The sequence below is a fragment of the Paenarthrobacter sp. CM16 genome (genome assembly GCF_013179505.1).
In the GTDB taxonomy this organism is placed as follows: domain Bacteria; phylum Actinomycetota; class Actinomycetes; order Actinomycetales; family Micrococcaceae; genus Arthrobacter.
Genome location: NZ_JABMCX010000135.1, coordinates 1 through 12,926 on the forward strand (window position 1 = coordinate 1; position 12,926 = coordinate 12,926).

At 62.8% G+C, this 12,926-nt stretch carries 12 protein-coding genes and 1 pseudogene; 3 read left to right on the forward strand and 10 right to left on the reverse strand.

Annotated elements, in window-relative coordinates; genetic code table 11:
- Both HP499_RS25155 and HP499_RS13135 read right to left on the reverse strand, forming a co-directional pair.
- Positions 1–163, reverse strand: a pseudogene (locus tag HP499_RS25155) (N-acetyltransferase); the annotation flags it as partial.
- A 177-nt stretch (positions 164–340) separates the two neighbouring features.
- Complete coding sequence (locus HP499_RS13135; protein ID WP_172324493.1) at positions 341–1,102, reverse strand: hypothetical protein; 762 nt, start codon at positions 1,100–1,102, stop codon at positions 341–343.
- Between the two features lie 61 nt (positions 1,103–1,163).
- Here HP499_RS13135 and HP499_RS13140 point away from each other — a divergent pair, with 61 nt between their 5' ends.
- On the forward strand, positions 1,164–1,715 hold the full coding sequence (locus HP499_RS13140) for an A24 family peptidase (RefSeq protein ID WP_172324494.1): 552 nt from the start codon (positions 1,164–1,166) through the stop codon (positions 1,713–1,715).
- A gap of 169 nt (positions 1,716–1,884) precedes the next feature.
- The gene (locus tag HP499_RS13145) at positions 1,885–2,361 is read left to right on the forward strand and encodes an NUDIX domain-containing protein (RefSeq protein WP_172324495.1); all 477 of its coding nucleotides are present in this window, start codon (positions 1,885–1,887) and stop codon (positions 2,359–2,361) included.
- Between the two features lie 2 nt (positions 2,362–2,363).
- Here HP499_RS13145 and HP499_RS13150 read toward each other — a convergent pair whose 3' ends face one another.
- The 5 genes from HP499_RS13150 to HP499_RS13170 all read right to left on the reverse strand — a co-directional run bounded on the left by HP499_RS13150 (position 2,364) and on the right by HP499_RS13170 (position 7,790).
- On the reverse strand, positions 2,364–4,040 hold the full coding sequence (locus HP499_RS13150; protein ID WP_172324496.1) for an MDR family MFS transporter: 1,677 nt from the start codon (positions 4,038–4,040) through the stop codon (positions 2,364–2,366).
- On the reverse strand, positions 4,037–4,723 hold the full coding sequence (locus tag HP499_RS13155) for a TetR family transcriptional regulator (RefSeq protein WP_172324497.1): 687 nt from the start codon (positions 4,721–4,723) through the stop codon (positions 4,037–4,039). Before HP499_RS13155 ends, HP499_RS13150 begins: the two co-directional genes overlap by 4 nt.
- A gap of 184 nt (positions 4,724–4,907) precedes the next feature.
- Positions 4,908–6,335, reverse strand: coding sequence for a class II fumarate hydratase (locus HP499_RS13160; protein WP_172324498.1), 1,428 nt, complete (start codon positions 6,333–6,335; stop codon positions 4,908–4,910).
- 87 nt (positions 6,336–6,422) lie between these two features.
- Positions 6,423–7,037 (reverse strand): carbonic anhydrase, encoded by a 615-nt coding sequence (locus tag HP499_RS13165; protein ID WP_172324499.1) that lies wholly within the window; start codon positions 7,035–7,037, stop codon positions 6,423–6,425.
- A 51-nt stretch (positions 7,038–7,088) separates the two neighbouring features.
- Positions 7,089–7,790: a DUF4245 domain-containing protein gene (locus HP499_RS13170; RefSeq protein WP_309138389.1), complete on the reverse strand. Its 702-nt coding sequence runs from the start codon at positions 7,788–7,790 to the stop codon at positions 7,089–7,091.
- A gap of 200 nt (positions 7,791–7,990) precedes the next feature.
- Between HP499_RS13170 and glpX the strand changes: the two genes are divergently transcribed.
- Positions 7,991–9,013: a class II fructose-bisphosphatase gene (gene glpX, locus HP499_RS13175; protein ID WP_011774031.1), complete on the forward strand. Its 1,023-nt coding sequence runs from the start codon at positions 7,991–7,993 to the stop codon at positions 9,011–9,013.
- 290 nt (positions 9,014–9,303) lie between these two features.
- Here the strand turns inward: glpX and HP499_RS13180 are convergent, their stop codons facing one another.
- The 3 genes from HP499_RS13180 to HP499_RS13190 all read right to left on the reverse strand — a co-directional run.
- Complete coding sequence (locus HP499_RS13180; RefSeq protein WP_172324501.1) at positions 9,304–10,239, reverse strand: peptidoglycan bridge formation glycyltransferase FemA/FemB family protein; 936 nt, start codon at positions 10,237–10,239, stop codon at positions 9,304–9,306.
- A 3-nt stretch (positions 10,240–10,242) separates the two neighbouring features.
- The gene (gene manA, locus HP499_RS13185) at positions 10,243–11,493 is read right to left on the reverse strand and encodes a mannose-6-phosphate isomerase, class I (RefSeq protein WP_172324502.1); all 1,251 of its coding nucleotides are present in this window, start codon (positions 11,491–11,493) and stop codon (positions 10,243–10,245) included.
- Positions 11,494–11,546: 53 nt separating this feature from the next.
- Positions 11,547–12,926: LCP family protein (locus tag HP499_RS13190; protein ID WP_172324503.1), on the reverse strand; the 1,380-nt coding region annotated here is incomplete at its 5' end.

The following is a 12,926-nucleotide window of genomic DNA, read 5'->3' on the forward strand; positions in this document are numbered from 1 at the left end:
CGGTCCAAGGGGTACTGAACGGATTTTTGCCGGGCTCGTGGACGCCGGAACGGGCAGCAGCCACCGCGGTGGGAATGTCGTCGTCGAATACTGGACGGATGCTCAGCCTCGGGGTGGTGAGGGTGAGTCCGAAAGGGGGCCAGATGTCTGCCAGCGAGGTCATCGCCGTAGCTTAGCCCGGCAGGGGGAGGCATGCGAGTCACACCCCAGTGAGGCTCTTTGTAGGCAGTCCCGTCCGGCACCGTTCGCTGAGGGGCTGGATCTCGGGACTTTGGCGACGTCGATAGTGCCGGGAGCTCACCCCTCGGCGGGACATCGGCGGGACATCGGCGGGCGTTCTTCAGGCGGCGGGGCCGATGTCCCACGGGATGTGGCGTCGAACGTCCGTCAGGTTCATCGACTCAGCCAGGAAAAGGTCGTCCAGCATGTACTCGTCCACGGCCAGGATCTTCAGCCAATGTCCTTTTCCCGACGAGTCCCCGTCCAGGCTTTGGCTGGCAACGCAAACACCCGTGCCGGCATCGACCCTGATCAACGTTCGTCCGGTGTGGGCCAAAGGCTCGGCTGGATCCGAGGGAACATAGGTCCTGCTGCGGGTGATGATGGTTTCCAACGCAAGGCGGCCCTCGTGGTCCACTTCCCGCGGTTGCTCAAGGAAAACGGGGTTTGTGTCCGGGAATTCGAGGGGAACCGGCGCGTTGCCGGCCAGTTCTACTGGATCCAGGGCAGCGGCAAGTCGGCCGTTGCCGAAGGAGGGCTCACCGTAAGCGGCCTCAGGGCGCCTGCGCACCAAACCGGCTTCGTCGTATACCGGCGTCACCAGGTGGGCTGGAAGCAACCATGATCGCCGTGTGGAGGAGACGTACAAGTCATCCCGGGAGTCGTTGATGCCCGTGGTGCTGTGGAGTAACTGGCCGTCCGGTGTTTCCAGGCGAAGAGCGCCCGGCCGCCTCAGCCATGCGCGGACCATGGTGGAGCCCGTCCCGGGCCTTTCCAGGTACTCGAAGCGGAGGCTCGTCCATTTCCACGGCGAAGAACGGCAAAGATTCCGGAAGGTGGAGGACAAGTCGAAACCCGGTCCTCCTGCACTGTAGCTCCCCATATCCACAGTTTACGCAGCCTTTCAAGCGAGCCCAGCGGCCAAAGCGGGATAGCATCCGAGAGTGATCCGACGACTCTCCGACCTCTGGGATGCCAGCCCGCTGGGCTTCTGGCTGGTGATGGCCGCCTGTTTGTATTTCCTGGTGATGGCTGTCCAGCTCACGGTGATCGATGTGCGGAGCCACCTGTTGCCCAACCGCATCGTTTTCCCTTCCTACGCCGTAGCCGGGGTGTTGCTGGTGGCGGCATCGCTCCTGGCATTCTTCGCCGACGTAGGTCCGGAACATCACCTTTCTGCGGACCTGTTCGCTGTGCCCGGACTCAGGGTCCTCGCCGGAGGCGCTGTGCTGTGGCTTTTCTACTTCGTGTTGAGGCTCATCCACCCGCCCGGCATGGGCTTTGGTGACGTCAAGTTGGCGGGTGTGCTGGGCCTCTACTTGGGCTACCTGGGGTGGAGCCACGTGTTCGCCGGGACGTTCGCCGCTTTCATCCTGGGCGGACTATGGAGCCTTGCCCTCCTGGCTACCCGCCGTGGAACGCTGCGTTCGGCCATCCCCTTTGGCCCGTTTATGCTGGCGGGTGCGGCTGCCGCCATGACGGTCCTGCCGGCATGAGGTTTTCGCCATGAGCCAACTGCAGCCAAATTGCAACCCTCGCCGTATTCCCGGTGTTCACCGGGCTGCGGCATGCTGATGCCAGCGGGTGTGGTTCAGAAGCTCGACGGCGACACCCTCACCTTGAAGAACTCACACGCCACCATCGAATTGAAGGAAAGCTGACGCCATGGGTGCACCAGAGTTCGTGCTGAAGCTGCGGGAAAAGATCGGGAACGATCCCCTCTGGCTGCCGGCCGTGCGGGGAGTGGTCTTCGACGACGAAGGCAGGGTGTTGTTGGGCCAGCGTGCAGATAACGGCCACTGGGCACTGATTACCGGAATGTTGGAGCCGGGGGAGCACCCCGCGCCAGGGCTTGTACGGGAAATCTTCGAAGAAACAGCAGTGGTGGCTGAGACCGAACGGATCATCGGCGTCGGAGTCGTAGGGCCGGTGACCTTCCCCAACGGTGACGTCTGCGACTTCCTGGACATCATCTTCCGCTGCCGGTACGTATCCGGGGAAGCCCGGGTCAACGACGACGAATCGCTCGCCGTGGGATGGTTTGCTCTGGACGACCTTCCGGAGCTGAGCGCCGGAAACCATGAAGCCATCAGGCTGGCCACGGAGCCCGAAGGCCCCGTGGCGTACCAGGTGGAGGACTAGCCTTACCGACGTCCCGCTTCGGCTGTGGGGCGGTCCTTGTCAATGCCATTCGAAGCTTCAAGGTCCGCTTCCAAACGCGCGGTCTCCAGCCGCTCCGCCTCGAGTCGGTCAGCTTCCTCCCCGCCCACTGCCTCGCCACGTGCCACCATGCCGGCGGTATCCGAAAGGGGGATCTGCTTGAGCGTGATGGCCAGAATCAGTGCGATGGCAATGAACGGCACCAGGTACCAGAACACCGGTGCCAGCGAATTGGCATAAGCGTTGACGATCGCGTCCCGCAACTGCTCAGGGAGCTGTGACAAGGCCTGGGGATCCAAGGTGCTGGTGGACTGCGAAGCCTGCTCGGCAGAAGCGCCCGCGCCGGTGAATGCTTCGGTCAGAGATTCGGACAGGCGGTTGGTGAAGATTGCACCGAAGACGGCCACACCCAGCGAGGCTCCTACTTCACGGAAGTAGTTGTTGGTGCTGGTGGCAGTACCGATCTGCTCGGCCGGAACGGAGTTCTGGACCACCAGGACGATCACCTGCATGATCAGGCCCAGACCGGCACCGAAGATGAACAGCTGGACACAGATGACCCAGATGGGGGTGGACGCCGCGAGCGTGGTCAGCCACAGCATGGCAACGATGGTCAGCGCTGCACCAAGGATGGGGTACATCTTGTACTTGCCGGTCTTGGAAATGCGAATACCGGAGTAAATGGACGTACCCATCAAGCCCACCATCATCGGAAGCATCAGCAGGCCTGATTCAGCGGCTGAGGTGCCCGAAGACATCTGCAGGAACGTGGGCACGAAAGCGATGGCAGCGAACATTCCCAAGCCCAGCGTAAAGCCAATGGCAGTTGCGTTGATGAAGATGGGGTTCTTGAACAAGCTCAACGGGATGATGGGGTCCTCGGCACGCCGTTCAACCATCACAAAGGCAAATGCTGCCAGGACCATGCCCGCACCGAACGCCCATGTCAGCGGTGAATCCCAGCCTTCGTCCTTCTTGCCACCGAAGTCGGTAAAGAAGATGAGGCAGGTGGTAGCTGCAGAGAGGAAGAGGACACCCAGGATGTCGATCTTCTTCTCGGCCTTTTTGTTCGGCAGGGTCAGGGTGAACCAGGCGGTGATGAAGGCCGCAATGCCGATGGGGATGTTGATGTAGAAAGCCCACTCCCAGGTGAGGTGGTCTACGAAGAACCCGCCCAGCAGGGGTCCTGCCACAGCGGAGAGACCGAAGATGGCGCCCAGGGGGCCCATGTATTTGCCGCGTTCCTTCGCCGGAACAATGTCAGCGATGATCGCCTGCGACAGGATCATCAGCCCGCCGCCGCCCAGTCCCTGGATGGCACGGAAGATGACGAAGCCCCAGAAATCCGTGGCAAACGCACAGCCCACGGAGGCCAGCGTGAACAGTGCAATGGCAATGAGGAACAGGTTGCGGCGCCCCAGGATGTCACCGAACTTGCCGTAAATGGGCATCACGATGGTGGTGGCAAGGAGATAGGCCGTGGTGATCCAGGCCTGGTGCTCCACCCCGCCCAGCTTGCCCACGATAGTGGGCATGGCGGTGGAGACGATGGTCTGGTCAAGGCTGGACAGGAGCATGCCTGCAATCAGCGCCGAGAAGATGATCCAGATACGTTTCTGGGTCAGCAGCAACGGTTCTGCTGCCTTCGAAATTGTACTCATGCGGGGTCCTTCGAGGTTTCAAGGGGATTGGGGCCCAGTTGGTGGTTCGTGGCCAGCGGCTGGGCAAAGAGTTTCCGTGCTGCGTTGAGGTTTTGTTCGAGGATCCCGCGGTACGGACGGGTGTTCTCCTCGGAGAAGAACTGCTGGGCAGTCTTCTTGGAGACTGCCCCGAACAAGGCTGTTGCCGTAACGACTTCGGGATGGTCCGGCTCCAGCCCTTCACGGGCGGCAACGAGCGAGGCGAACTCCCGTTCGCGGGCCTCACCTTCGAGGGTGAGCCGTGCCAGGAGCTGGGGTTCGGCTGTGATGGCGGCGATGAACTGTTGAACTTCGGTCCGGCTGATGGAGGAACGCTCCATCAAGGTGACCGTCAGGACATGCAAGGCTGCCAGGAGCGTGCCGGAGATGCTGTCCGGCGTGCGGGCGGGATTCCGGTTGAACGCCTCCAAGGCCTCGGCAGGCAACTCATCCGAAAACGAGCCGATGACGGCGTCTTCCTTGGAGTGGAAGTAGTTGAAGAAGGTTCGGCGCGAAATTCCGGCCGCTTCGCAGACTTCTTCAACGGTGAAGCCGCTGAGGCCATGCTCGGCGGTCAGGGAACGCGCGACGGCGGTGATGGCCGTCCGCGTGGCAGCCCGCTTGCGCTCGCGGAGGCCGCCGTCGATATTTGCACTATTGCCCACAAAGTAAAGTTTTGCACTCCATGAAGGAAAGTGCAAAAAGAGTCAGAAGTTTTTTGTACAGCAGATGCCCTTGAGGGAGGGTCTTAGGGGCGTCTGCTGTACAAAACTCCGGGTACGACGACGGCCGGTACCTTTCGTGCGAAAGGTACCGGCCGTCGTCGTGCGTGAGTAAGGGCGCTAAGCGTCAGGCCTTGTGGGCCGGGGCCGTCATGGTGGTGACGTCCAGGGCCTTGTCCAGCTGTGCCTCGGTGACCTGGCCTTCGCCTTCACCGACGAAGCCGAGCTTCTCGGTGGCCTGGCGGATGGTCAGGCCTTCCTTGACGGCGATCTTGGCGATCTTGGCAGCGTTCTCGTACCCGATGTACTTGTTCAGCGGGGTGACGATGGACGGGGACGCCTCGGCCAGGAAGCGGGCGCGCTCCACATTGGCGGTGATGCCGTCGATCATTTTGTCGGCCATGACGCGGCTGGTGTTGGCCAGCAGGCGGATGGACTCCAGCAGGTTGGCAGCCATGACGGGGATGCCGACGTTGAGTTCGAACGCACCGTTGGTGCCGGACCAGGCGATGGCGGTGTCGTTGCCGATGACCTGGGCGCAGACCATGATGGACGCTTCGCAGATGACGGGGTTGACCTTGCCCGGCATGATGGACGAGCCCGGCTGAAGGTCCGGGATGGCGATTTCGCCGAGGCCCGTGTTGGGACCTGAACCCATCCAGCGGAGGTCGTTGTTGATCTTCATGAAGGAGATCGCAATGTTGCGCAGCTGGCTGGAGCCCTCGATCAGGCCGTCGCGGTTGGCCTGTGCCTCGAAGTGATCGCGCGCCTCGGTCAGCGGCAGGCCGGTGTCGGCGGCGAGGAGCTCGATGACGCGTTCCGGGAAGCCGGCCGGGGTGTTGATTCCGGTACCCACAGCGGTGCCGCCCAAGGGAACTTCGGCAACGCGGGGGAGTGCGGCATTGATGCGCTCGATGCCATAGCGGACCTGCGCTGCGTAGCCGCCGAACTCCTGGCCGAGCATCACGGGCGTGGCATCCATGAGGTGGGTGCGGCCGGACTTCACGACGTCCTTGAACTCCACGGCCTTGCGGTCCAGGGAAGCTGCCAGGTACTCCAGTGCCGGGATCAGGTCGTTGATCAAGGCCGACGTGGCGGCGACGTGTACGGATGTTGGAAAGACATCGTTGGAGGACTGCGATGCGTTCACGTGGTCGTTCGGGTGGACAACTTTGTCACTCCCGGCGGCCGCGAGGGCACGCGATGCGAGCTCGGCGATGACCTCGTTGGTGTTCATGTTGGAGGACGTGCCGGAGCCGGTCTGGAAAACGTCGATCGGGAAGTCGCCGTCGTACTTGCCGGTGGCGACCTCATCGGCAGCGGCGGCGATAGCCTCGGCGAGCTCACCATCGAGCACCCCCAGTTCGGCGTTCGCCAGTGCAGCTGCCTTCTTCACGCGGGCCAGGGCCTCGATGTGTGTGCGCTCAAGCGTCTTGCCGGAGATCGGGAAGTTCTCCACAGCACGCTGTGTCTGGGCGCGGTACAGGGCGTTCACGGGGACGCGAACTTCGCCCATCGTGTCATGTTCAATACGGAACTCAGTGGTGGAAGTCATGGGGCTAGCTTATGGCGATTGGACGCCGCACAGAAAACCCGCAGGGGAGTGCTACGTGCTCCGGCGCTGAGGCCGGAGCACGTAGTCCTAAAGCTTGCCGATCCCGGAAACGAGGGCCGCACGGCCTTCATCGAGCTTGTAGGAGAGACCAACCAGCGCCACGCGGCCGTCGTCGATGGCGTCGGAAATCACACGCGAGCTGTCAGCAAGGCGCGACGCAGTCTGCTTGACGTGCTCCACCACCATGTCGTTGACATCGTCCTGGTTGTTGCGCTTGGCCGTCAGGACCGATGGCGTGATGCGCTCCACGAGGTCGCGGATGAAGCCGGGGGGCATCTCGCCCGTTTCCACCGCAGCCTTGGTGGCTTTCACGGCACCGCAGCTGTCATGGCCGAGGATCACGATCAGCGGGACCCGGAGTTCGCTGATGCTGTACTCCAAGGAACCGAGGACCGCGTCATCGATGACCTGGCCGGCAGTTCGGACCACGAAGGCATCACCGAGGCCCAGGTCAAAAATGATTTCTGCAGCGAGCCGGGAATCCGAGCAGCCGAAGATCACGGCAAAAGGATTCTGGTTCTCAATCAGGGATGATCGTCGCGAAGCATCCTGGTTGGGGTGCAGGGATTCGCCGGAAACAAAACGTTCGTTGCCCTCGCGGAGACGGCGCCACGCCAGGGCTGGAGTCAGGTAAGTAGGCACGAGCCTTACTTTACGACGCGGGCAGGCCAGTCCGTGAAACTGTTGCGCCGGTTACGCGGACGGTTGAGCCGAAGCGGTGGCAGAAGCAGGTGCGCTTGCAGGAGGCGCCTGCTCGGCGGACTTGACGACGGCGGCGGCGAGGGTTGCGAACTCGTCAAGACTTGCGGTGCCGCTCAGGATGAGGGTGGTGCCCCGGTACTCAAGGACCATGCTGCGCTTTTCCTTGCCGGAATCCCGCAGCTCCCAGTCCTGGCCGCCGGCGTTGCGCGTGCCGGTCACGGGAAGGTTCTCTGTTTGCTGCAGGACCCAGGTGGGATTGGCCTGGTTGGTCTGGGTCAGGCCGATGAACGCTTCCTTGGGGGTCAGGAAGCCGATCTCCCAAGTAGGAACGCCGCTTCCGCTGCCGGATTCCCAACGCGCGTAGTTGGGCTTGAATGTGTCGCCCGTGTCCGGGGTAACCGGTGTGAATCCCGCCACACCTGTGGCGTTGCGGGCGATCGTCGCCACATCAACATCGGGCCTGAAACCCTCGCCCTTGGGCGCCGGGTTCATCAAAACGATGGGAAGGAAAGCGAGCACGCAGACAAGCAGCGCGATGACCATGCCGATGACCGAAGCGTTGGCCCGCTTGGCAGCTTTCGCCGCAATCACGGGTTTGTAGGGGGCATCCGGGGCTGCTTGGGCGTCATTTTCCTGAGCCGCTGCAGCGCCGGAGGGGTTCTCTGCTGCGGGCTTGTCCTGCGTTTCACTCACCCGTCCATGATCCCCTATCCCGGCAGGGAACACACATCCGGCAACCTCACCACCTGAATTGACCACCGTGGTCATCCAACGACCCGCAGCGGGCGTGGCGACTATGATCGTTGATAGAGGAACCCCGGGTTGCCCAGCGCAACCATGTCCGGTCCCGTGAATCGTCACTCGAAGAAGAGGTTCAAGTGTCTCCTGCACCAATGACCCAGCAGTATTCCACGATTTCGCCGTCGCTCGCCGTCGGTATCGACGAACCCGACCGCAACCTTGCGCTTGAACTCGTCCGTGTCACCGAGGCTGCGGCTATTGCCGGTGGCCACTGGGTAGGTTTCGGTGACAAAAACAAGGCAGACGGCGCAGCCGTCGACGCCATGCGTTCGTTCCTTCACACTGTCCACTTCAACGGCGTTGTGGTCATCGGTGAAGGCGAAAAAGATGAAGCCCCCATGCTCTTCAACGGCGAGCAGGTTGGTGACGGCACCGGCCCGGAGTGCGACGTCGCCGTCGACCCCATCGACGGAACCCGCCTGACCGCCCTCGGCATCAACAACGCCCTCGCAGTACTGGCAGTCGCTGAGCGTGGATCCATGTTCGACCCCTCCGCGGTGTTCTACATGGAGAAGCTCGTCACCGGCCCCGAAGCCGCCGACATGGTGGACCTTCGCCTGCCCGTGAAGCAGAACCTGCACCTGATTGCCAAGGCCAAGGGCGTCAAGGTCAACCAGCTCAACGTCATGATCCTGGACCGCGACCGCCACCGCCCGCTCGTGGAAGAAATCCGCGAGGCCGGGGCCCGCACCAAGTTCATCATGGACGGCGACGTTGCCGGCGCCATCGCAGCAGCCCGCTCCGGCACCGGCGTCGACGCCCTCATGGGCATCGGCGGCACCCCGGAAGGCATCGTTGCAGCCTGTGCCATCAAGTCGCTCGGCGGCGTTATCCAGGGCCGCCTCTGGCCGACGTCGGACGAAGAGAAGCAGAAGGCCATCGACGCCGGACACGACCTCGACCGCGTGCTGTCCACCAACGACCTCGTCACCTCGGACAACTGCTACTTCGCAGCTACCGGCATCACCGACGGCGACCTCCTCCACGGCGTGCGCTACCAGAAGGACCGCGTCATGACGCAGTCCATCGTGATGCGCTCCAAGTCCGGGACGGTCCGCTTTGTTGAGGCCGAGCACCACGCCTCCAAGTGGGAGACGTACGCGCGCAAGCCGTAACCCTCCGCACTTAACTGAAGGACGGCGAGCATCGCTCGGCGGCTATCTCCTCGTACCTCGTCGATTTGATGCCGCTTTCGCGATACTCGCCGTCCTTCTCTGCGTCCGGGCGGCTTACGGTTGCTAAGGGTGGATTGTGCCTTCGGGGGTGCCTTCGCCACCTACTTTGAATCTGGAAACCTCGGGGCGCGCCGGGAATCAGGGTGTGTCGAGGTCAGGGCGGGCTCAAAGTGGGTGGTGGCGGTACGCCTGATCGACGGCGGCCGTCAGGGCAAGGGGAAGGTCCGGGCCTAGCGGACTTTGTCGCGGAGCTTTCTGGCCAACTGGTAGGCGCCGTAGCGGAGTTTGTTCACCGGGAGGTCCCACGTGCCGGGGTAGGAGACTTCACGGCCGCCGAAGGACTTCTTGAACGCCGTAAAGCCCGCCCATTTGTGGTCCGGTTGGTCTTCCGGTGCCACACCCCAAAGGTCCACCTGTTTGAGGCCCTTCTCCTTGGCATCGGCCATCAGCGTCACCAGGAGGGGGATGCCCGCGCTGAGCTTGCGGTGGGTATCGTCCAAGGCCGCGTGCGCGTAAACGCGGGTGTCAGCAGAGTCATAGGCGAAGGCAGCGGCGATTGGTTCACCCTCCAACTCAGCGATGAAGAGTGTTCCGGCGCCGGAGGGCAGCAGGGAGGCGGCCACTTGGGTGAGGTACTCGTCGCTTTGGGGCTTGAAGCCATTGCGGGCCGCTGTCAGGTGGAGGAAATGCAGCAGCACCGAGATATCCGCAGGATCCTGGGAAGCGCGGAAAGTCACGCCCTTTTTGTGGATGTTCCGGTAAAGGTTCCGGTTGGTCGGCTTCATGCCGGCCAGGACGTCCTTGAAGTCCCGGTCCAGGTCCACGATCCAGCTGAGCTCGGGCTGCTGGTTGACCGGCGCGGGACGCAAGCCACGCGCGCGAAGGAGGGGACCGGCGTCGGACGCCGTGAATCCGGCCGCGGCAGGTTCCATCCGGACGAAGACCGCATGCTCCTTTTTGGCCAGTGCCACCAGGGCAGCGGTGGCGGCGTCGAAAGCTTCGACCGACTCGGCCACCGGACCGTAGGGGGCATAAATAACCTTGCCGGCCGGGTTCTTCTCCTCAATGGCCAGGAAGCTCCAGCCGGGGCCGGACTGTTCATGGACGCGGCGTCCGAGGGAACGCTGAACAGCAGCCCAGGCAGGTGTTTGCAGGAAAAACTCCATGGATCAGTTCCCCAGACCTGTGGTCACCGCAAAGGCGACACTGGTCTCCGTGGCGCCCTGCACCGGATGGACATTCACGGGTGCCTCGAGGTCCGGAATGAAAGCGGACGCACCGCGATGCAGCCGAAGGTCGCTTTTGGGGGAGTCGAGCAGCACCGAACCCGCTACGACCACGACGACGGCGGGTCCGGATTGCGCCAGGGGAACCGGCTCGGCACCCGGCCCAAGTTCAATGCGCTGCAACTGGAATTCCTTGAAGGGCGGGCGGTACAGTTCCTGACCGAACTCGGTGCCGTCGGCCTCAACGCGCGGCACTCCGAGTGCTTCGAAGCGAACGGTCTTCAACAGTTCCGGAACATCCACGTGTTTGGGAGTCAGCCCGCCACGAAGCACATTGTCCGAGGAAGCCATGACCTCCACCCCCAGCCCATGAAGGTAGGCGTGAACATTGCCCGCTGGCAGGTAGACCACCTCGCCGGGTTCCAAGGACAGGTGGTTGAGGAGCAGTGAGATGAGGACGCCCGGATCACCTGGGAAGGCCTCGTTGATATCCAGCATTGCCGTCAGGGCTTCCCGGTGCGGCTCCAAGGGAGCGCCGGCGGATAGGACAGCCACTACCTCGTCGATGGCATCGGAGATGTCGGTGCCACCTTGGATCAGGCGGCTGAAGGCTGCCTTGAGGGCTGTTGGTTCCTCACTCCCGGCGAGGTCGGAGATGATTTCTATCAGGACCGGGGGCACGTCCACGGCTGCAGAATCAAGGACCTGGGCCAAGTGCTCGAAGATACTCCGGGAAGCCTCTGGAGACCGGAAGCCACACAGGGCTTTGAAAGGCGTGAGGGGGAAGATCATCTCCGGTTTGTGGTTGTTGTCCCGGTAGTTGCGATCCGCTGCGTCGGCAGGGATTCCGGCCGCGTTTTCCCGGGCGAAGCCTTCCTGTGCCTGTTCCAGACTGGGGTGAACCTGCAGGGACAACGGCTGTTCTGCTGCCAGCAACTTGGTGAGGAAGGGCAGTCGCGGACCGAACTCGTTGAGGCTTTCGGCGCCCAGGCATCGCAGTGGATCCGAGGCGATCAAGGCGTCCAAGGGCTGGGTGACTCCGTTGGGATGCACGGCTGTGGAGGGGGAGTCCGGGTGGGCGCCGATCCACATTTCGGCCTCGGGGCCACCTGATGCCGGCCGCCCCAGCAAGTCTGCGATCGCCGTCGTCGAACCCCACGCGTAGGGTCGCAAAACATTCTCAATCTGGTACACGAAAGAAAGTCCTTATCGTTGCGCTGGACGTGGGGTGGAACGGACCTGCAAGCTTACAGCGGTGCGCACTGCCCGTTGGTAGCCACAAGGTCACGGATGCCTTGCTCGTCGCCCTGGGCCTTGAGGCCGTTCAGGAGTTCGATGGTGATCGGTGTGCCATCAGGTGTGGTGGTCACCGGAGTGAAGTCCGCCGACGGCGAGGGAAGCTGGCTTGCCGGCAGTCGCCCTGCTGGAGCCGCTGCCGCCACAAAGGTTCCTGCCGCGGCGCCGTTGGGGGTCACGACGGCGTCATCGGCCTTGGGTGCGTTGGACGGCGCCAGGACTTCCTGGACCTTGGAATGGATGAGGTCGAAGTCCGGCACGGTGGAGAAGGAAGCGTCGAAGTCCGGGGGCCCGATGGTGAGCCTCTTGACGGGTTGGTTCTTGGACTTCAGGGCAAGGTCCACAAAGCTGCCCAGCTGGTTGGAAGAGATGTTGGAATCAACAACTTTGGTTCCGGCGTTGGCGATGTCCTCGAACTTGGTCAGGAGGGTAGCCGGGTCCAATTGCTTGAGCATGGCCTGCTGAACGCATTGCTGCCGGGCGATGCGGGCGTAGTCATCGACGAATTCGCGGGAGCGGCCGTACCAGAGGGCGTGGAAGCCATCCAAGTGCTGGTCACCCGCAGGGATCCAGCCATCGGGCATGCCATGGATTCCGTTGGCTTCGTCTGTGACGGGCCCACTGATGGGAACCCAGCCGCCGGCCTTGATACGGATGCCGCCCATGGCGTCGATGAGTTTGGCGAAGCCGTCCATATCCACCAGGACATAGGCCTGGACCGTGATTCCCAACGTACCGGAGACGGCTTCCAGCGTGGCTTGCGCGCCGGGATCAGCCACGCCCGGGTAGAGGTCCTGGTGGTTGTTGGTGACCTCGGTGTTCACGGCGTTGATGAGGCATTCGTCGCCGCAGTTGTAGCCGTCCGGGTAGATCTCCCGCATGGGCGAACCTTCGCTGAACCGGGCGTTCTGAAGGTTGCGGGGGACCGAAATGATGGCGCTTTCGCCGGTCTTTGCGTCAACACTGATGACGGAGAGGCTGTCAGGGCGGCGGCCCGTCCTGTCGTCACCGGCATCGCCGCCCATCATGAGGAAGTTGTACCGCCCGTCCACGGGATCGATGGCCGGACCGGCATTGAAGATGCTTCCGATGGCGTTCCGGCTGACATTGAGGACGTAGGCGATGTAACCCAGTGAACCGCTGGCGAGCACCGTTGAGCCGGCCAGAACCACGGCAATGATGGGCCGCATTCCGGGTGCCAGGAGGGCCGGCCTGATGATCCGCAAGGTGTTGAGGAAAAGGTAGGCCCAGCCCAGTGCCAGGGCCACGAGCACCACGATGATGAACAGTGAGCCAACCGGATGGGTAAAGATACTGAGCAACAAGGTGCG